Genomic DNA, 19,273 nt, shown 5'->3' on the forward strand with positions numbered 1-19,273 from the left:
GCAAGGCCAGTTTTGGCAATGATTGAAGGCATGATGACGCGCAGACTCCTCCAGCTCCAGATTGGCCTCGCCCTATATGGCGTTTCGCTGGCCATGGTTATCCGTGCCAGCCTCGGCACGGCTCCGTGGGATGTCTTCCACCAGGGACTCGCGGGCCGGACCGGCCTGAGCCTGGGCACGGTTGTCATCATCGTCAGTTTCCTGGTCCTGCTGCTGTGGATCCCGCTTCGGCAATGGCCGGGCGTCGGCACGGTCTTCAATGCGGTGCTGGTGGGCGTCTTTGCCGACATCGGGCTGGCCCTGATTCCGAAGTTCTCACACCTGGGCGGCCAGATCGCGTTGCTGGTGGGGGCCGTGCTGCTGAACGGTGTGGCGTCGGCGCTCTACATCGGCGCCCGCCTGGGCCCCGGGGCGAGGGACGGCCTAATGACCGGACTCGCACGGCGCACCGGGTGGCCCGTCAGGGGCGCGCGGACCGCCATCGAGGTGGTGGTGCTGGCCGCCGGCTGGCTGCTGGGCGGTTCGGTCGGCGTCGGGACGGTGCTCTACGCGCTGGCGATCGGCCCGCTGGTGCAACTCCTGCTGCCGCGGTTCACGGTGCCCGAGGCCAAGGTGCCCGAGGAGGAGTCGCCCGAACCACCGGTATCAGCAGCCGACCCGGCGGTGGCCACTCTCTGACCGTCTGGTGGCCCGGGAACTGGTGGGGCTCCCTGACGGAGTGCGCGGTTCCCTCCGCCCCGGACGTTTGCAGGCCATCGACTTCGACGCGCAAAACATCCCTCGACGCGCAAATTACCGCTCGCTAGGGGAATTACCGTCGCCTAAGGCATTTTGCGCGTCGCTGGCACGTCGCCGAGTCGACAGGCCACCCCTCGGAACGGCCCACCCCGCGGCCCCGGCACACCGCGCCCCGCCTCACCCGTTCTGCATACCTGGCGGGGGCTGGCAGGTGGGGCAGAAGTAGATGTCCCGTTCCTCCGTTCCGCTGGCCTTGGCCAAAACCCCGCGCCGGATGGGGGTGCGGCACTTCAGGCAGGGCTGGTGCTCGCGCCGGTACACCCAGTAGCCGGGCCGTCCCGCGGTCCGGCCCACCGGGACGCCGCGGGCGTTCAGCACCGTCACCCGCCGCCCCGGGCCGAGGTTCGCCGTCAGCAGTACCTTTGCGTCGGTGATCATCGCGGCCAAATCCGGCACCGCGGAGACCGGGGCTGCGGGGTGGATGCCGGAGAGGAAGCACGCCTCGCAGCGGTAGATGTTGCCGATGCCGGCGAGGTTGCGCTGGTCCAGGAGGGCGACGCCGATCGGCACGTCGGGGTCCGCCAGCAGCCGCCGTTCGGCCTCCGCCATGTCCCAATCCGGGCCGAGGAGATCCGGTCCGAGGTGGCCGACCACACTGGCTTCCTCCGCGGTGGGGATGACCTCGAGAATGCCCAGGGAGAATCCGACGGCGTCCGCGGACGCGGTGCGGAGCACGCAACGGGCCGTGAATCCGGGCTTCCGCCAGCGCCCGCCCGGGGGATAGACCTGCCACGTGCCTTCCATTTTCAGGTGCGAGTGGATGGTCAGCGGGTCCTTCGGCGTCGGGCCAGTCACCCGCATCAGCAGGTGCTTGCCGCGGGGGACAACTTCCTGGACAGTCCAGCCGCCCAGCTTCAGCGTGGCGAACCGGGGCACCCGGAAGTCGGAGGCGAGGAGCTCCTTGCCGGCCAGCGCGGCGTGCAGCTGCGCCGCGGCCCGAAAAACCGAATCCCCCTCAGGCACGGATCCTCAGTCCCTTCGGGGTGGAATAGGCGCCGGCCTGGGCCAGGGCGGCTGCGACCGGTGTGTCCAGGATGCCGTGGCCGTTGACTTTCTCCATGATCAGCTTGTCGACGGCGCCCCGGGTCACAACCCCCACCAGCGCGGCGCCGGCGGCGGCCAGCAGCCCGGCGTCGGTGCTGAATGCCAGCAAAGTCTTGCCGCCGCGTTCGACGTAGAGGACCAGGGCGCCGTCCACCAGCACCACCAGGGCGCCGGCCTTCCGGCCGGGGCGGTGGCCCGTTCCCGCCTCCACGTCCAGGGCAGGCCACGGCAGGGCCGCGCCGTAGGGATTGGCGGGATCTGTGGCGGCGAGCGCCAAAGCGACCGGTTCGGCATTCTCCAGCTGGGCGTCCTCAACATAGGAGCGCAGCCGGTCCACCGTGGCCGGCACCGCGAACTGCGCGGCGCCGAGGTGTTCGATGAAGTAACCGCGGCGGCATCGCCCGGCCTCCTCCAGCCGCGCCAGCACCTTGTACATCAGGCCGAACCCGCCCAGGATGTTTTCCGCCATGACCGAGCCCCGGGTGACCACGCCGTAGCGGTCCAGCAGCAGTTCGGCGGTGGCCCGGGCATGGATGGTGGCGTCGAGTTCCGGGGAGGGGAGGGCGGACCAGCGCCCCGCGGCCAGGGGCGGTGTGGGTGTGGTTCCGCTGACCGAACCGTAGCGGCCGCCGGTGAGCCCGGGCGACCCGAGCAGCCCGCTGCCGTGGGCGCGGCCCAGCCGGCTGGGCCGCGGGGCGCGGGCCCGCGGAGCCCGCCCCACCTGGCGGTGCGCGGTGTGGCCGCCGGCGATGAGGGCGCGGACGGGGGCGAAGGTGTCGCCGGTGATCCGGCCGGCCCAGGCCAGATCCCAGAGCGCGGACACAACGTCCTGGTCGCTCAGGACCGTGTCCATCCCGCCGGCAATGTCAGTGAGCTGCCGGAAGAAGTAGCCGCCGCCGTTGTTCTGCAGGTGGTCAAGGAGCCGCTGCTGGGCGTCCCCGGGCTCGAAGTCGATGGCGGGGTTCAGCGTCAGTTCGGCCGAGTCGGCGAGGTGCAGGCTCACCCAGCCGTCGTTGCCGGGCAGGGAGCCGGCCCCGGACCAGAGGACTTCCCCGGCCGCCATGAGTTCGTCGAGCATGGCGGGCTGGTAATTGGAGACCCGGCTCGCCAGGACCAGGGGTTCCCAGGCCGACGCCGGAATCGGGATGCCGGAGAGCTGGTCGACGGCGGTGATGATGCCGTCCAGCCCGCGCAGTGCCGACTGGCCCCGGCCGCCGGGGGTCCGCACGTGCTGCCACGCTGGAAGGAACCGCCCGTACGCCGACGTGTCCACAGGTTCGACCTCGGCGCGCAGCGCGGCCAGTGACCGGCGCCGGAGCTTGCGCAGTACCTCGGCGTCGCACCATTCGCTGGCCCCCGCCAGAGGCTGAACGACGGCCGGAGCGGCGGCCGCGGCACCGTCGGCGCCGCCGTCGTCCGCACCGTCGGTGCCCGCGGGTGCTGCATTGGGAGCCGCTGCGTGGGGGCGGAACTCGCCCTCGACGACGCGGCCGTCAGCGGCCAGCCGTTTCAGGGCCGTGCCGACGACGGCGACGCCGAGTCCCAGCCGGGTGGCTGCTTCGCCGGCAGTGAAGGGCCCGTGGGTGCGGGCGTAGCGCGAGACGAGGTCGCCCAGCGGGTCGGCGACGGGCTCGATGAACGCCAGCGGCACACCCATGGGCAACGGAACGCCGAGCGCATCCCGCAGCCTCGCGGCGTCCTCAACGGCGGCGAACCGCTCGGCGCCCCCAATGTTGACCTTGATCGCGCGGTTTGCGCGCTGCAGCGCGGCCAAGTGCGCGGCGGCCTCTGCGGCGTCGGCGCCCACGGCAACCGCCGCGACGGCTTCCTCCTCCGGCGCGGCTTCAGCCGCATCCGGCGCAGCCGCGGCTTCGCCGGCCACCCCGGCGGCCGCCGCATCCGCCCCCTCCGGCTGGTCCTGCGCCTCGAGCCGGGCCGCGACTTCGCCGGCGGTAAGCGGGCCGAGCAGCCGGAGCAGGTCGGCCACCCCTTCCAGTCCGCGCATCCGGCGGTCCGGGGCGAGGCGCTGAAGTTCGAGCTCGGTGGCCTCGATGACTTTGGCGTCGAGTAGTTCGCGCAGTTCCACCCTGCCCAGGAGCTCGTTGAGCAGGGTCGAATCGAGCGCCAGGGCGGCGGCCCGGCGTTCGGCCAGCGGCGAATCACCCTCGTAGAGGAACTGCGCCACGTAGCCAAAGAGCAGCGACTTTGCGAACGGCGAGGGCTGCTGCGTGGTGGTTTGCAGGATCCGCAGTTCGCGCCGCTCGATCGAGGCGGCGATGTCCTTCAGGGCGGGAAGGTCGTAGACGTCCTGCAGGCACTCGCGCACGGTCTCGAGCACGATCGGGAAGGTCGGGTACTTCCGGGCGACGTCCAGCAGCTGGGCGGAGCGCTGGCGCTGTTGCCAGAGCGGCTGGCGCTTTCCGGGCGTCTGCCGCGGCAGCAGGAGGGCCCGGGCCGCGCACTCCCGGAAGCGGGAGGCGAACAGTGCGCTGCCGCCGACCTCAGCGGTGACAATCTGTTCGAGTTCCTCGGGCTCGAAAAGGAACAGTTCGGCGCCGGGCGGTTCGTCCTCCATCATCGGCACCCGCAGCACGATGCCGTCGTCGGCTGCCATCGCGGAGCCGTCCAGCCCGTAGCGCTGCTGCAGGCGCTGGCCGACGGCCAGGGCCCAGGGCGCGTGCACCGGCATGCCGAAGGGGCTGTGCAGCACCACCCGCCAGTCGCCGAGCTCGTCGTGGAACCGCTCCACCACCAGGGTGGTGTCGCTGGGGACCACCTCGGTGGCGAGTTTCTGTTCGGCGAGGTACTGGATCAGGTTGTTGGCGGCGAAGTCGTCCAGGCCGGTGGCCTTGCAGCGCTCGGTGGCCGGGCCGACGTCGGATGCCGAGAGTTCGCGCATAAATGCGCCGAGGGCCCGGCCCAGGTCCACCGGCCGGCCGAGCGAATCGCCCCGCCAGAACGGCAACTTGCCCGGCTGGCCGAAGGCGGGGGAGACGAGGACGCGGTCGTGCGTGATGTCCTCGATCTTCCAGCTGGTGGCGCCGAGGGCAAAGATGTCCCCGACCCGGGATTCGTAGACCATCTCCTCGTCCAGCTCGCCAACCCGGCGCCCGCCCTTGGCGGTGGACGCCTGGCTGGGGGCCTTGCCCTCGCTGGAGCCGTCGCTACCGGTGCCCTCCGCCTCGGTGCCGATGATGTAGACCCCGAACATGCCGCGGTCCGGGATGGTGCCGCCGGAGGTCACGGCCAGCCGCTGCGAGCCCGGGCGTCCCTCGATGGTGCCTGCATTGCGGTCCCAGACAATCCTGGGCCGCAGTTCGGCGAATTCGTCCGAGGGGTAGCGTCCGGCCAGCAGGTCCAGGGTGGCCTCGAACGCGGAGCGCGGGAGCGAGGCGAAAGGCGCGGAGCGGCGGACGGTGGAAAACCATTCCTCGACGTCGATCCCGCCGAGTGCGGTCGCGGCGACGGTCTGCTGGGCGAGGATGTCCAGCGGATTCGCCGGGACGTAGAGCCGCTCGATCTTGCCGTCCAGCATCCGTTCGACGGTGATGGCCGTGTGGACCAGGTCCGCCCGGTGCTTGGGGAAGAGCACACCCTGGGAGACTTCGCCGACCTGGTGGCCGGCGCGGCCCACGCGCTGCAGCCCGCTGGCCACCGACGGCGGGGATTCGACCTGCACCACCAGGTCCACGGCGCCCATGTCGATGCCGAGTTCCAGCGAGGAGGTGGCCACCACGCAGCGCAGCCGCCCGGACTTCAGGTCGTCCTCGATCAGGGCGCGCTGGTCCTTGGATACGGACCCGTGGTGCGCCCTGGCCAGCACCGGGTCCGCGCCCGCGGTGCTGCCGGCCTGGGCCATCATGTGCGCCGGCGTGGCCGTCGAGGTGGCGGGGCCGCCGGACGACGCCGGGGCGGCGTCGTCCCAGCCTCCGCCCTCCGCCATCAGCTGGCGTTCGACGTAAATTTCGTTCAGCCGGGCCGTGAGGCGCTCCGTGAGCCGGCGGGAGTTGGCGAACACGATGGTGGACTGGTTCGCCAGCACCAGGTCCACGATCTTCTCCTCGACGTGCGGCCAGATGGACGCCTGTGGCTGCAGCCCCGACGCAGGCCCCGAATCGAAGGCCCCGGCGGCGCCCTGGAGGTCGGACATGTCCTCGACCGGAACGGAAACGGTGAGGTCCCAGGTCTTCTTCGATGGAGGCGCCACGATTTCCACCGGGGCGGATCCGGCGAGGAACTGAGCCACCAGTTCTTTGGGCTCCACGGTGGCGGAGAGCCCAATCCGTTGCGCGGGCTTGGGCAGGAGGGCGTCGAGGCGCTCCAGGGAGACGGCCAGGTGGGCGCCGCGTTTGGTGCCGGCGACGGCGTGGACTTCGTCCACGATGATGGTGTCGACCTCGTCCAGGGTTTCGCGCGCCTTGGAGGTCAGCATCAGGAAGAGGGACTCGGGCGTGGTGATGAGGATGTCCGGCGGGTTGCTCAGCAGCGAGCGGCGGTCCGCCGCCGTCGTGTCTCCGGAACGGACACCCACAGTGGTCAGCGGCGCGGGAAGCCCGAGCCGCTTGGCGGTCTGGGTGATGCCGATCAGCGGCGCGCGCAGGTTGCGTTCGACGTCGACGCCGAGGGCCTTCAGCGGGGAGATGTACAGGACCCGGGTCTTCCGCTTGGGCGTTTTCCGCCGTCCAGGCTTGGCGGCTGCGGCGTCCAGGCCCGGCAGCTCCTCGGGTTCCGCCGGGACGGAGACAAGGAGCCGGTCCAGGGCCCAGAGGAAAGCTGCGAGCGTTTTGCCCGAGCCGGTGGGCGCGACCACCAGGGCGTGGGAGCCGGAGGAGATGGCATTCCACGCGCCGTTCTGGGCCGGGGTGGGCGCGCTGAAGGCACCCAAAAACCACTCACGGGTCGGCCGGCTGAACCGGTCCATTGCCTCGGCCTCGAGTGTGCCGCCGGCGAGCTCCTGCCCCTTCATTCCTCCATCATGCCTTACGGCACCGACAGTAATTCGCGGGCTCATCGCCGCCCGGCCTCCGGCAGGACGCGCCGAGCTACATCGCCGCGAAGGCCCCGATGGTCAGGAGCTTGATGGCCGACTCGCTGCAGGCGTCTTTCGCGGCCGGGAGGAACAGTGATGCTGTGTCTTCGGGCGGGTAGACCCGGAAGCCGGCTGCCGGGACGTGGGTGCAGCTGGGGTAGTTCCCGGCCTGGGTGTAGCGCAGGGTGGCCTTACCGGACTGCCCCGGGGCCAGCAGCACGCTGGCGACCGGGGTGGAGTCGTCGCGGGTGGCGGCTGCTCCAAGCGGGTTTCCGGTGGCGCTGGCGGTGAGGGACACTCCGGCGAAGCCCTTCAGCAGGCAGGAAGCGGAGCCGGAGTTCTTTAGGATCAGCTGCATGTAGACGCTGCCGGCAGCGCCGCCGCCGCTGGCGTCCAGGGAGCCCTTGAGGTTCGCAGCCTTGCAGAGGGCAGGTCCGGACGCGGACGTGGTGGCCGTCGTCGCGGTGGCCGCGCCGGAGGCCGTCGGGGTCGCGGCAGCGGAACTCGGCTGGCTGGTATCGCTGGCGGACGCAGACGGCGTGGAGGAGCTGCTGGTGGCCTGGGTCTGGCTTTGGGTGGTCGCGCAGCCGCTGAGCAGCAGCGCCACCCCGGCAGCCGCCGTCACGGACATGAATACGAGTTTGTTTTTCATCTGCTGAGACCTCATGGCATAACTGTGATGTTCCACAGTTGCCTTAGTCAACGACGCCACGACGCAGGGCCCGGATTGACGCCCGGATTGTGATTTCCGGGCATCAACCGGGTGGAGCACCGTGGCGCCGTCGACTTCGGGCGCGCTAGTCCTTGGGTGCGGTGCCGCCGGCCGGAACCCGCGCGGGGGTGGCCCGCCGGCTCCGCAGCAGGGCCAGTCCGCCCAGCACCAGGCCGCCGATACCGGCAACCAGGCCCGCCCAGCTCAGGGCCTGGCCGCCGTCGTCGTCCTTCGCGGAGGACGCTGCCGTGACAGACCCGGCTGCCTCCGCGTCGTGCGCGCCGGAGGCGGCAGCGCCGTGGCTGTCCGCCGCTGCCGCCGTGATGGTCACCGACGGCGACGGGGACTTCAGATCGTGCTCGTCCTGGCCGGCCGCAGGGATCTGTGACCAGTCGACCGTTCCGGTTTCGCAGGTCTGCAGGGTCCGGAAGTAGAGGGTCTTTCCGGGCTCGTCCGGCAGCTTCACGGACAGGACCAGGGTGTCGCGGAGCTCCGGGCTCAGGGGGGTCTTGGCCGTGTAGACGATCTGGCTGGTGCGCTTGGTGATAGAGGAACCGTCCGCGAGCTTCTTGGGCTGCGCCAGCTTCTCGGTGACCTTCGCTGCAGTCCAGCTGGGGTTCACGGTGGGCAGGGCGTCGTCGAGCTCGTTCGGCAGGCTGATGGCGATTTTGGTGGTGCTGGATTCCCCGCAGCCATGCGGGACGGCGAACGTCAGCAGGGCGTACGAGCCCGCCGCCGTCTGGTCCGGGGTTGCTTCGACGTGGGCCGATGCGCCGCTGATCCCGGCGAGCATAAGGGCCGAGGTGGCGGCGGTGACGGCGGCTGCGGTGAGGCCGCGGCGGAGGGCAGATTTGTGCTGTGAAGTGGTCAAAACGGGTGCCTTTCAGGCGGGCGCGGCGGCAAGGCGGCGCGCGGAAACAGGGAGGCACGGCGGGCCTCCCGTCGCTGGGTTCAGCGGAGGGTACGGCCGGTGCCTTAAGAAGGGTTAGGAAGGAACGACGACGGCGGGCGGCCCGCGGCGGCAGTCGGCCCGGAGGTTGCGCCAGGGGAGCGGAACGGCGGCCCTGGGGTGCGGCGGTACGGCGCGGGCGACTGCAGGCCTGAGCGGAGCAGGGGCGGGGAGCTCGATGAGCGGCCGGAGCCATGCGGCGAGCGACCAGAGGGCATCTTCACCCTTGGCCAAAAGCAGGGCACAGGCGAGTGTGGCCAGTGCGTGGCCCGCCAGCATCGACCAGGAGGCCACGGAGTCCAGTTCGTGCAGCTGCAGGTGTCCGGCCGGATGCGGCAGTTGCACGAATCCCGTGTGGTGCGCGGCAGTGGCAGCAGCGCTGGCGAGGCCCGCAGAGCCGGCGGCTCCGGCGTCGCTGGCAGTGCCGCCCGTGCCGGCGTCGGCCGCGGCGGGGGTGCTGAAAGCGGCGAATGCCTCGTGCAGGATCACCTGGCCGGCCCCGAGGAGGGCTGCCATGGCCGGGAGGTTCAGCTTCAGCCGGGTGGCCGCGGTGGACGTCAGGCCGGTGAGGGCGAGGACGGCGGCCAGGATGGCGGGGGCGGGAAGCTGGCCGCCGGCGATCACGTGCGCGGCGGCGGCGAGCGTCACCATGGTGGCGGCCACCATGGCGGCGCGGAGCGAATGGAAGGGTGTCCGGGCACGGGATGTACGCACCGGGGCCTCCTTCACCGTTCGACGCGGGCTGCAAACGCCCCAATTCTACTGGGTGTCGAAGACGGCGGGGTGATGGGTGGCCGAGCGGGCGTCATCTTGTGGTGCTCCGGACGCTTGGCGCTGCGTATCCTGCCCTTCGACGCGAAAAATACCCCTCGCGACCGGAATACCCACCGCGCTGGGTATTTTGCGTAGCGCGGGGCGCAAACCGCCGCGCCGGGCACGAACCGTCGCGTCCGGCCCTGTCCGCCGCGCCAGAACCGAACCGCCGCGGAATCACGGCCTCACATGGTGGGGCCGGTGCCGTTGGCGGCCCGGCCACCCCGGGGCGCCACGGACAGGGAGACGGTCACGGTGTCGCCGTCGCCGAACCCCTCCTGCAGGCGGACGTGCTTCTTCACCGGAAGGACGTAGTCTCCGTTGCGGGGCAGCAGCGAGGTTTCCCACTCGGTGTCGCCGATCCGCGCGGCCACCGGGATGGCACCCCACCCGTAGGTTGCCTCTGCGGCCTCGGCCCGGACGAAATCGGATGCGTCCGCGGGCAGGGTCAGCCAGTAGAACGGCGCCGGTCCGCGCCATTCGAACAGTTCCGCGTCGAAGGTCATGTCCACGTCAGGACACGCTAATCGGCCGGGGTCCTGTTGGCAACGGTTCTGCCGGGCGCCGGGAGCCGGCACCCGGGAGCGCGAAGCTACAGCAGGCTCGTTCCGATGTCCGTGCCGATCCGGCGCAGCAACGCAGCGGACAGCGCGGGGTCCCTGGCCGAGTCGAGGTCCGTGTAGTCGGCCAGGGTGTACACCCGGGTGAGGGCCAGTTCGTGCCAGCGTTCCCGGGGGAGCAGGGAGCGTCCGGCGACGGCGATGATGGGACGGGTTCCGGAACGACGGGCGACGGCGGCGGGCAGTTTCCCGGCCAGCGTCTGTTCGTCGAGGCTCCCCTCGCCCGTGATGACGACGTCGCACTGGTCCTTGCGGGCGTCGAAGTCCAGCAGATCCAGGAAGTAATCGGCCCCCGAGACCTGCCGCGCCCCGAGCAGCAGGCAGGCGAAGCCGATCCCGCCGGCGCTGCCAGCGCCGTCGTGCTCCGCCACGGTCGCGGCGTCGTCGAATCCTGCCTCCGCGATCCTGGCAACCAGCCGCGCCAGGCCGCCGTCGAGGACGTCGACCTCCGCGGGTCCGGCGCCCTTCTGCGGCCCGAAGACAGCCGCCGCGCCGGCAGCACCGAGCAGGGGGTTGCTGACGTCGCTGGCGACGACGAGTTCCGTGCCGGCCAATTCCGGGGGCAACGCGCCGTGGATGCGGTCGATCATCTCCAGGTCCCCGCCGCTGCCGGTGAGGGGCCGGCCCGTCGCGTCGCGGAAGCTGAGGCCCAAAGCGGTGAGCATGCCCATCCCTCCGTCGGTGCTGGCGCTCCCGCCCAGGGCCATGACAATCCGGACCGGCCTGAGGCTGAGGGCGGCCAGGACCGCCTCACCGAAGCCGCGGCTTGATGCGTTGAGGGGCTCCAGCCGCCCGCCCGCCAACGTCCCGAGCCCGCAGGTGTTGGCCACCTCGACGACGGCGGTGACGCCGTCGAACGCGATACTGGCCTGGACCGGTTGCCCCGTGGGGCCCGCCACGGTGCAATCATGCCGACTGAAGCCGGCCGCGACGGCGGCGTCCACGCTCCCGTCGCCGCCGTCCGCCAGCGGAAGGAGTTCGCAGAGCACCCCGCCGGTCCTGGCGGCGGAGCGGAGCCCCGCCGCCAGGGCATCCGCGACCTCAGCCGCCGTGAGGCTGCCCTTGAACTTGTCGGGTGCGATAAGGGTGCGGATGGTGTTTTCTGCCGGGGTCACGTTAGAGCGTTTCCGAGTAGGCGGGGCGGCGGCCGTCTGCGGCCGGTGACGGGCCGGTGGTGCCTGCCTCGTCTGATGCGCTGGCGGCGTGGACGGTGCGGGCACCGTCCGTGGGCTCGCCGGTGGGGACGGGAGCGTTGCTGGGGAGTGGTTCGACTACCTCTCCGGCGAAGACGCGGCGGGCACGGTCGGCGTCGAGGGTGCGGTCCCACCAGGCGATGAAGAGGGTGGCGACGGCGTTGCCGGTGAAGTTGACCAAGGCCCGGCATTCGGACATGAACTTGTCGATGCCGAAGATGAGCATGATGCCGGCGGCCGGGATGGTCCCGATCGTGGCCAGGGTCGCGGTGAGGGCGATGAAGCCGCCGCCGGCCGCGCCTGCCGCGCCCTTGGACGTGAGCAGCATGACCGCGATAAGGCCCAACTGCTGGCCGATGCTGAGGTCGGTATTCGTGGCCTGCGCAATGTAGACGGCAGCGAGGGAGAGGTAGATGGCGGCGCCGTCGAGGTTGAAGCTGTACCCGGTGGGCACCACCAGCCCCACGGTCTCCTTTTTCACGCCCGCGTGTTCCAGTTTGCGCATCAGCCCGGGGAGGGCTGGTTCGGCGGTGGAGGTGCCCAGGATCAGCAGGTATTCCTCTTTGAGGTGGCGAATCATCGAGAAAATGTTCAGCTTCAGGAACGCCATCACTGATCCGAGGACCACCACAACGAACAGGATCGAGGTGGCGTAGAACAGGGCGATCAGGCCGCCCATGCTGGTGAGCGAGGAGACGCCGTACTTACCGACGGCGTAGGCCATCGCGCCGAAGGCACCGATCGGGGCCGCCTTCATAATGAAGCCCAGGATCTTGAACATGACCCCGGTCAGCCGCTGCACCCCGTCCAGTACGGGGGCGCCCGCTTTGCCGATGGCGTTCAGGGCGATGCCGAACACGACGGCGATGAAGATGATCTGCAGGATGTCGCCTTCAACGAACGGGCCGATCACGCTGTTGGGAATGATGTGGGTGATGAACTGCCACCACTCCTGCTTGGCGCCGGCGTCGATGAGTTTGGCCGCGGATTCGGAGGTCTTGATGGAGCCTGCGTCGGCGTTGACGCCGTCGCCGAGGCGGAAGATATTGATGGCGACCAGGCCGAACACCAGGGCCAGGATGGTGCCGACCTGGAAATAGGTCAGCGCCTTCAGGCCCGTCATGCCGACCTTCTTGAGGTCTGCGACGCCGGCGATGCCGCCCACGATGGTCAGGAACACGATGGGGCCGATGAGCATCCGCATCGCATTGACGAACGTCGTGCCGATCGGTTCCAGGGCGGTGCCGGCGGCGGGGGCGAGCCAGCCGACCAGTATGCCGATGAGAATGGCGGTCAGTACCCAGAAGTACAGCTGCCGGTACCAGCGGACCTTGGGGTTCCGCGGTGCCTTTGCGGCGGTGGAGATGTGATCCATAATTCCTACCTCGTTGTGGAATGTCGCTGGAAGAGCGTTCGAAAGTCAGGGGTGTCGGGACGGGCGGTGGTTGTGCTGCGCCGCCCGTCCCGGGCTGGTGGCGGCCCCCGATGTTCCGGAGGCCGGCCGGTGTGGCTAGACGGCGGCCAGGGTGTGGGTCAGGGCCTTGATGATGGCGTCGGTGACGTCGGTGGTATCGGCATCGCCGCCGACGTCGCGGGTCAGGTATCCGGCCGCGGTGGTCCGCTCGATCGCGGCCTCGACCTGGCGCGCCTCGGCGTGCAGGCCGAAGTGGTCCAGCATCAGGGCGGCGCTCGCAATGGCGCCGATCGGGTTGCTGATGCCCTTGCCGGCGATGTCCGGGGCGGAGCCGTGCACTGGTTCGAACATGGACGGGAAGCGGCGCTCCGGGTTGAGGTTGGCGCTCGCGGCCAGGCCCAGGCTGCCGGCGAGGGCGGACCCCAGGTCGGAGAGGATGTCCGCGTTCAGGTTGGACGCCACGACGACGGAGAGCTCTTCCGGCTTCAGGATGAACTTCGCGCTCATCGCATCCACCAGGACACTTTCGGTGGCAACGTCCGGGTAGTCCGGGGCCACGCGCTGGAACGTCTCGTCCCACAGGACCATACCGTACTGCTGGGCGTTGGACTTCGTCACCGAGGACACCTTCTTCACGGTCCGCGTCCGTGCGAGATCAAAGGCGAAGCGCATGATGCGTTCGCAGCCCTTTTCGGTGAACAGCGCGGTCTGCAGCGCAACCTCGTTGCCGGGGCCACGGCCGCTGAGGTTCCGGCCACCCAGCCCGGCGTACTCGCCCTCGCTGTTCTCCCGGACCACCACCCAGTCGAGCTCCGTGGTGTCGGCCTTACGGAGCGGGGACTCGATACCGGGAAGGAACTTCACCGGCCGGACGTTGGCCCACTGGTCGAAATTCTGGGTGATGTTCAGCCGAAGGCCCCAGAGGCTGATGTGATCGGGGACGTTTTCCCAGCCGACAGCTCCGAAGTAGATGGCATCAAAGTTTTTCAGGGCGTCCAGGCCCTTCGGGTCCATCATCTGGCCCGTCTTTTCGTAGTAGCCGCAACCCCAGGGGAATTCGTTCCATTCGAAGGCGAACTTGCCTCCGGAATTCTCCGCGAGGGCGTCCAGGACCTGGCGTCCGGCCGAGATGACTTCCTTGCCGACGCCGTCGGCCGGAATGGAAGCGATGCTGAATGTTTGGGTGGCGCTCACGTGCCTACCTCCTCGTTGAGTGTGTGTTAGCAGCGTCACACTGCTGGTCCTCTTCAAGTAGACGGGCTGACGCCTCTGGGCGTCCAAGACCAAGATCCGATGCGCCACATAGGCTCGACCTATGGACTCGGGCGGATCCCCGCGGAATCAGGGCGTGACGTGCAGTTCGGCAACCTTCAGGAAAGCCCGCGCAGCAGGTGTCAGGTCTTCCTTTCGGCTGAGGATTGCGACATCAAGCTGGGAGACCGGCTCGATCAGCAGGGTCCGGAGCCCGGACTTCTGGGCTGTAGGCGCCCAGGACGAGGGCATCACCGCGTGTCCTACGCCGGCGAGGACGAGGGGGAGGATCGATGTCCGGTGCGCGACCTCGACAACGATCTCGGTGTTGACGCCGCGTGCCAGGGCGTCGTCGACCAGCCAGCGCATCAGGGAACCGCGTTGGCTGGCTATCAGCCGGTGGCCGCCAAGGTCCTCCCTCTGGATGGCAGGTCCGGGGCCGAAGGTGTCGGCTTGCGGGTTGACGATGAGGATGAGGGGCTGGCGTTCCAGTTCCATGACCTGGACGCCGGGCACGCGGATGGGATCGGGCGACCCGGCCAGGCCGATTTCGGTGCTGCCGGTCCGGACGGATTCGATGACCTCTTCAGGGGTGAACGCTGCGCTGACGTTCAGCCGGACCGAAGGATGCTGGCGGGTGAAACTGGCGATCATGGAGGTCAGCGGCTCGATGCCCGGGGAGGGCATGGTGATGATGTCGAGGCGGCCGCTGCGGACCCCCTGAAGTGCCCGCACCGCTGACTGCGCGGCGTCCAGGTCCCGCATCACCAGCCGGGCCGGGCCGACAAGTTCGTTGCCCGCCTCGCTGAGGACCACCCGGCGGCCGATGCGGTGGAAGAGCGGAACCCCTAGCTCTCTTTCCAGCCCGGCGATGGTCTGTGACAGGGAGGGTTGCGCGATCAGCAGATGCTCCGCGGCCCGGCTGAAGCCGTCGTGGTCAACCACCGCAAGGAAGTACTTCAGTTTGCGCGTGTCCATGCGGCTCCTCGATGGCTCGGTCTGGTTCGGCCCCGGTTCGGGGTCCTGCCTTAGGGTCCGACGCCGGGTGCCGGCGCTGGGACTGACGTCGGGCGACATCGGCTCAGGGTCCGATGCCGGGCTCCGCGCGGGCGCAGTTGCTTCGCACGCGCGCATCGATAGCTTACGCCTATAAGAGTGTGTGTGGGGCGCGCCCCTCGGACACCAGGCCGCCCCAACATTGTGCACCTGGAATTCCCCAAAGAGTCCTTCGTGCTGCTTTGTTCGTCCCGCCGATAGGCTGAAGTCTCGAAGGTTTGGCAAGGGGGTGCATAGTTGGACTATGGGACCTCTTGATAACCGCAGTTTCTACACGCGTGGTGACTCATTCAGCATTGGGGACTCAAAGGAACATGCCGAGCGGGCGCTCGTTACCTTCGGGGCAACCGACGTCCGTTCCAGCCAACGCGGCGATTTCACAGCCATCGCGTTCAGGGCCGGCGGAAGGCAGTTCCGCATCGTCATCTGTTTACCGGATCCGCACGTGGTCGCTGGTGTCGGCGGTGGTTCCGGGAAGGTCCACGGCCCGGAGGTTACAGTAAGAGTGTCGGAGCTCAGCGCCCGAAGGTTTTGGCATTCTTTCGCTTTGTCGATAGACGCGAAACTCGCAGCGGTGGCAGCCGGGGTTGCTACGCTTGAGTCGGAATTTCTCGCCCATGTGGTTCTACCCGGGAACCGGACGGTAATTGACGAACTCGAACCAGTCATCGCGTCTGCCTACCAGTCCGGGCAGCGCCCTTCCATCAAAATTGCTGCTGCGCCCTAAAACTGGCGAAGATGGTTCAAGGAAGGGCAACCGTGCTTCGCTGATCTCTCAGATGGTGGTTTTCGTCCAGCTGAAGCCCATTCCCTCATCGCAGGAAACGTCCGCGATCAGGGTCGGAAAACATCCGGGTCCTCGGTCCGCAAATACCTCAGTGGTGGACTGGGATTTTCTTGAGCGTGACCACGATGTCGCTTTCGGCCAGGAAGGGCGCCAGCTGGAGGAACGGCGCATCGGGGACCGAGATCGGACTGGAGAATCAGCACGGATGGATGGACGAACCGATGGTGGCGCCCCCGCGGTTGGTCAGGCTCTGGAGGTCATGGATGCCGTCGGCGATGAGGGCGTTGTGCACCCACGGGCTGTGGCGCCGAAGCCGATGACGACGGCGCTGAGTCTCCTGCCGTAGTCCCGGTGGTGCCGCGAAGGCCATCAATGGTCCGTGTTCGTCATCGCCGGCGGAGATTCCCTGGGTGCTGGCCGCCCCATTGAGTACATGTCAAGGGCGCCGAGGATCAGAGAACCGCCAGGGCATTTTTCGCGCTTTCGACAAGAACATGGGTGGCGGCGGGAAGATGTCTGACCTCGCCGTCAATCTGGCAAGGAACAGCGTCGCGCGTGCTGAACGCGTAGCTACTGACGCTTGGCTGATTCCCGAGCCCCAACGTCACGGCCCGAAGAGTCATCAGTGCCATCTTCCAGTGGCCGGAATGGGGGAGCGTCACAACCTCGAAACGGCCGTCGTCGGGACCCGCCGCCTCGCTGACCCTCCCATACTTGGCCATCCGCGAAATATTGGCCAGGATCAGGCTGTCCAAGCAGGCGATGGCCCCGTCTGCCCGAACGAGCTCGAAGGGGCTCAAGTGGGAGAGCGTGCGCGCCACGGACAGGAGTTCGAGGATTTTGCCCTTTCCTCCGCTCTCGATTCCGATCGCCATCAGGGGCGTAAGTCCGAAACCGATGTAGGAATGGGCGTAGTGAACCTGTGCCTGCGGCTCCTCCCCAAATGTTATTCGCAACAGGTCGATGTGCCGGACCTGTCCCTGTCCTATCCGCACAGCCTCCGGCAATGATATTGCAGGCATGCTCCGGTGATGGTCGTTGGCATTGCCTGCCGCGACGACCGTGCACACCGCCTTGCTGCCCGGAACGTCCATCACCCCGTTGACAACCTCGTTGTACCCGCCGTCACCGCTTACTGAAACAATGAGCGTGGACCCTGCCGCCGCGACGGACCGTGCAAGGTCTCGCGCATGCCCCGCAAAGCCGGTCGGCAGCAAATCAACCTGAAGTTCCGGGGCTCCGGCGGCGAGATCCCGTCGCAGCCCGTTGATCCTGGCGGTCATACCAGACTTGCCGGGATTGAAGACCAGCACAGCCCGGTCAAAACGTGCTTCAGGCGCCCCGTCAGGGCCACTCGCTGTCATCGGCGTTTCAGCCCTGTCATTCCCCCAGGTCGTCCGCTACGCGGCGAAGGTCCTGAACCCATCCGCTTGAACGGCGCGGTGCCCCCGAACTGGACTCAAAGTTACCAAGAGCTTCCGCTATGCGCTCAAGCGCTTCGGAAATATTGGCCTTGACCGCCGCGTAGCCTTCCTCCGAACGGGGGTCAGAAGACGCCGCCGACAGCTGCTCGGCTCCGGACCTAATGACCAATGATGCCTCATACTCGTTCACACCTGCACCTCGCAGCTTCCTTGAATGGAACGTGCAGCACGTCTACGATCACAACCATACCGTGGTACACCCGCTGGGGCGCCGAAAGTAGCAGCTGACAGTGCCTAGGCGGAAACCGAAAACACTACCGGCGAAATAAAATTCGAGGCCAGGTGCCACAGCTGCCATCAGGAAGACGAGGATGTTTCGGGATTCCCAACTGGGCTTCCTCCAGAGCAGGGGCGGTGGGACGATGCCCTTATGAGCGATCAACACAGCAAGGACGAGCAGGACCAAAGCTCGCATCAGCACGGGCAGTCGGCGCCGGGTACGCAGCCGGTGCCTACCGTAGGGCAACGCCGGCGGGAATCGGAAGAGAAGCTGGGCTCTCACCTGCGTGAAGCACGTCAGAAGAATGAACACCATCAAGCCGCTGAATCAGAAGGAGCCGTCAGAAATGTCCGGCCGGAGAAATAGGCGCCGATAACCTTGCCGCCGTCCAAAACGATGACCAGAGCCGGCCGTCGGCGTTAGGGAACGGGGCCACTGCCCGACCGGTGATGGATTGCCATGACGACGAAGCCGTTGACGAACTCCACGATCTTGCGGCACCCGGCTCCTTGAGCGACGAGTTCCATGTTCACAAGGCTACGTATGGTTTGGCGCTGCGGTTGCCGACATGCGTCGGCGGTTGGGGATCATTGGAGAGGGGCGCAACGACGGCTCCTCTGAAATAATCAACTGGGTGTTGGTGATGTAGTCAGTAAGACACTGCCCGGGATAGTCTCAAGACATGTCAAGTACCGGAAGCGGTAGTCAACCTAAACGTCCAGAAATTCCCGAGACTGCCGGGAGCGCCGGGACGGAAGCCGCCTCGGACGTTGCAATGGAGTACGGTCCCCCGGTGTGGACCGACTTGTGGGACGCAATGCGGCGCACACGGACCAAAATTGCGAACGGATATGAGAGCGGTTCGGATCCGGAAACCCTGAAGGCAGACATAATGGTCTTCTTCATCCTGTGCTGGAACCTTCGCGACTGGATCATGACCGATGACACGGTTCCCTTCGGTAAGGATCTGATGGACATCGAGGCCAGGGTTCTCTCCATGCGCCGGTGCTGGGCGGTGGCGAATACCGCCAACCAACGTGCCACGGAGGGGGTTCAAGGCATGGCGATCCATGACAACTCCAGGGCCAGCTTCCGCTTCATTGAGGACCCGACCGATACGGTCGATGCGTTGGAATTGGCGGACGAGTGCCTGCAGTGGTGGCGCACTTACCTCACAACACATGGAGTTGCAGCACGCTGAGGGCAGTCCACCACATGTAGGAGAACCGTAACCGAGTGGTTTCGATCCGATTAAGATCGATCCTGCTCCCCGTAACTGCATATCTCCCTGGCTCATCTACGTCGCCTTCCGTTTGGCAACAGGGCAGCACGGCATGGGCAAGGCTGGCGGGCGATAGGGAATAGCTTGTGTCTTGTGGCATCCGGGGACGCCCAAATCCTGTCACCGTTATGAAAATCAGGGTGGCGACGGGCCCGAGAGAATGTCGGCGTCTTGGCTGTGACTGCGCCGATCACGGGGATGATTGATTTCCGCCTTCGAAGCCGCCGGCTGCTTGACGGCTCCGACGCAGCCCGGACCGGTGTTTAGGCGGCCTGGTACGCGGGGACCGCCCGTGGCGAAAAACTTCGCCTTCAAGCTGCGGATCCACGACCAGCATGCGCCCAAATCGGCCCAATAGCCAGCGGCGTCCCCGACCGCGGCATTCGATTGCCGGGATAGGGCGCAGTAAACCCCGTCTGTTGGCCCCCGCAGGCCGTCACCGCAGGCCCGACTAATAAAACGGTACGGCTGTCTTTACTGGCAGGTGTTCTTCCGAGAAGATCGATCAGTTGCGAGGCCGGGGGCACTACCGGAATTATGGCGAAAGCTGCGTCACGAAGGTAGGCGGCTTGGGATAGTTGGTGCATTATTCCTGCCCGGGAGACGATGACGGGCGTGGGC

General features: G+C 67.8%; 14 protein-coding genes. 3 read left to right on the forward strand and 11 right to left on the reverse strand.

The genetic code is table 11. The features are described from left to right. Positions 1–30 precede the first annotated feature (30 nt). Positions 31–678: a membrane protein YczE gene (gene yczE / locus AC1DHY_RS14335; RefSeq protein WP_476878865.1), complete on the forward strand. Its 648-nt coding sequence runs from the start codon at positions 31–33 to the stop codon at positions 676–678. A 237-nt stretch (positions 679–915) separates the two neighbouring features. Here the strand turns inward: yczE and AC1DHY_RS14340 are convergent, their stop codons facing one another. The 10 genes from AC1DHY_RS14340 to AC1DHY_RS14385 all read right to left on the reverse strand — a co-directional run bounded on the left by AC1DHY_RS14340 (position 916) and on the right by AC1DHY_RS14385 (position 14,801). Then, positions 916–1,761 (reverse strand): DNA-formamidopyrimidine glycosylase family protein, encoded by an 846-nt coding sequence (locus tag AC1DHY_RS14340; RefSeq protein ID WP_476878866.1) that lies wholly within the window; start codon positions 1,759–1,761, stop codon positions 916–918. Then, positions 1,754–6,808 carry an Lhr family helicase gene (locus tag AC1DHY_RS14345; protein WP_476903801.1) on the reverse strand — a complete coding sequence of 1,685 codons (5,055 nt, stop codon included), beginning with the start codon at positions 6,806–6,808 and terminating at the stop codon, positions 1,754–1,756. The genes AC1DHY_RS14340 and AC1DHY_RS14345 overlap by 8 nt, the downstream gene beginning before the upstream one ends. A 76-nt stretch (positions 6,809–6,884) precedes the next feature. Then, positions 6,885–7,538, reverse strand: coding sequence for a DUF4232 domain-containing protein (locus tag AC1DHY_RS14350; protein ID WP_476878868.1), 654 nt, complete (start codon positions 7,536–7,538; stop codon positions 6,885–6,887). 130 nt (positions 7,539–7,668) lie between these two features. Then, entirely contained in the window at positions 7,669–8,376 is a 708-nt protein-coding gene (locus AC1DHY_RS14355; protein WP_476878872.1) for a YcnI family copper-binding membrane protein, read from the reverse strand. 192 nt (positions 8,377–8,568) lie between these two features. After that, positions 8,569–9,246 carry a hypothetical protein gene (locus AC1DHY_RS14360; protein WP_476878869.1) on the reverse strand — a complete coding sequence of 226 codons (678 nt, stop codon included), beginning with the start codon at positions 9,244–9,246 and terminating at the stop codon, positions 8,569–8,571. Positions 9,247–9,530: 284 nt separating this feature from the next. Beyond that, positions 9,531–9,851 carry a DUF1905 domain-containing protein gene (locus AC1DHY_RS14365; RefSeq protein ID WP_476878873.1) on the reverse strand — a complete coding sequence of 107 codons (321 nt, stop codon included), beginning with the start codon at positions 9,849–9,851 and terminating at the stop codon, positions 9,531–9,533. A gap of 86 nt (positions 9,852–9,937) precedes the next feature. Then, complete coding sequence (locus tag AC1DHY_RS14370) at positions 9,938–11,080, reverse strand: glycerate kinase (protein ID WP_476878870.1); 1,143 nt, start codon at positions 11,078–11,080, stop codon at positions 9,938–9,940. Between the two features lies 1 nt (position 11,081). Next, positions 11,082–12,533 carry a C4-dicarboxylate transporter DctA gene (dctA, locus tag AC1DHY_RS14375; RefSeq protein WP_476903802.1) on the reverse strand — a complete coding sequence of 484 codons (1,452 nt, stop codon included), beginning with the start codon at positions 12,531–12,533 and terminating at the stop codon, positions 11,082–11,084. A 135-nt stretch (positions 12,534–12,668) separates the two neighbouring features. Beyond that, positions 12,669–13,766, reverse strand: coding sequence for a tartrate dehydrogenase (locus AC1DHY_RS14380; protein ID WP_476903803.1), 1,098 nt, complete (start codon positions 13,764–13,766; stop codon positions 12,669–12,671). A 147-nt stretch (positions 13,767–13,913) separates the two neighbouring features. After that, on the reverse strand, positions 13,914–14,801 hold the full coding sequence (locus AC1DHY_RS14385; RefSeq protein ID WP_476879460.1) for a LysR family transcriptional regulator: 888 nt from the start codon (positions 14,799–14,801) through the stop codon (positions 13,914–13,916). 322 nt (positions 14,802–15,123) lie between these two features. Between AC1DHY_RS14385 and AC1DHY_RS14390 the strand changes: the two genes are divergently transcribed. Further along, positions 15,124–15,606 (forward strand): hypothetical protein, encoded by a 483-nt coding sequence (locus tag AC1DHY_RS14390; RefSeq protein ID WP_476903804.1) that lies wholly within the window; start codon positions 15,124–15,126, stop codon positions 15,604–15,606. Between the two features lie 512 nt (positions 15,607–16,118). Here the strand turns inward: AC1DHY_RS14390 and AC1DHY_RS14395 are convergent. After that, complete coding sequence (locus AC1DHY_RS14395; protein WP_476879459.1) at positions 16,119–17,030, reverse strand: diacylglycerol/lipid kinase family protein; 912 nt, start codon at positions 17,028–17,030, stop codon at positions 16,119–16,121. 1,022 nt (positions 17,031–18,052) lie between these two features. Between AC1DHY_RS14395 and AC1DHY_RS14400 the strand changes: the two genes are divergently transcribed. Beyond that, the gene (locus AC1DHY_RS14400) at positions 18,053–18,571 is read left to right on the forward strand and encodes a hypothetical protein (protein WP_476903805.1); all 519 of its coding nucleotides are present in this window, start codon (positions 18,053–18,055) and stop codon (positions 18,569–18,571) included. Positions 18,572–19,273 lie beyond the last annotated feature (702 nt).

Source organism: Arthrobacter sp. 05L44, from assembly GCF_056397605.1.

Excerpts from the sequence above, each read along its gene's own strand:
- AC1DHY_RS14400 (WP_476903805.1), top strand. The coding sequence starts at position 18,053 with ATGTCAAGTACCGGAAGCGGTAGTCAACCTAAACGTCCAGAAATTCCC.
- yczE (WP_476878865.1), top strand. The coding sequence starts at position 31 with ATGATGACGCGCAGACTCCTCCAGCTCCAGATTGGCCTCGCCCTATAT.
- AC1DHY_RS14385 (WP_476879460.1), bottom strand. The coding sequence starts at position 14,801 with ATGGACACGCGCAAACTGAAGTACTTCCTTGCGGTGGTTGACCACGAC.
- AC1DHY_RS14390 (WP_476903804.1), top strand. The coding sequence starts at position 15,124 with ATGGGACCTCTTGATAACCGCAGTTTCTACACGCGTGGTGACTCATTC.
- AC1DHY_RS14345 (WP_476903801.1), bottom strand. The coding sequence starts at position 6,808 with ATGAAGGGGCAGGAGCTCGCCGGCGGCACACTCGAGGCCGAGGCAATG.
- AC1DHY_RS14355 (WP_476878872.1), bottom strand. The coding sequence starts at position 8,376 with ATGCTCGCCGGGATCAGCGGCGCATCGGCCCACGTCGAAGCAACCCCG.
- AC1DHY_RS14395 (WP_476879459.1), bottom strand. The coding sequence starts at position 17,030 with ATGACAGCGAGTGGCCCTGACGGGGCGCCTGAAGCACGTTTTGACCGG.
- dctA (WP_476903802.1), bottom strand. The coding sequence starts at position 12,533 with ATGGATCACATCTCCACCGCCGCAAAGGCACCGCGGAACCCCAAGGTC.
- AC1DHY_RS14365 (WP_476878873.1), bottom strand. The coding sequence starts at position 9,851 with ATGACCTTCGACGCGGAACTGTTCGAATGGCGCGGACCGGCGCCGTTC.
- AC1DHY_RS14350 (WP_476878868.1), bottom strand. The coding sequence starts at position 7,538 with ATGAGGTCTCAGCAGATGAAAAACAAACTCGTATTCATGTCCGTGACG.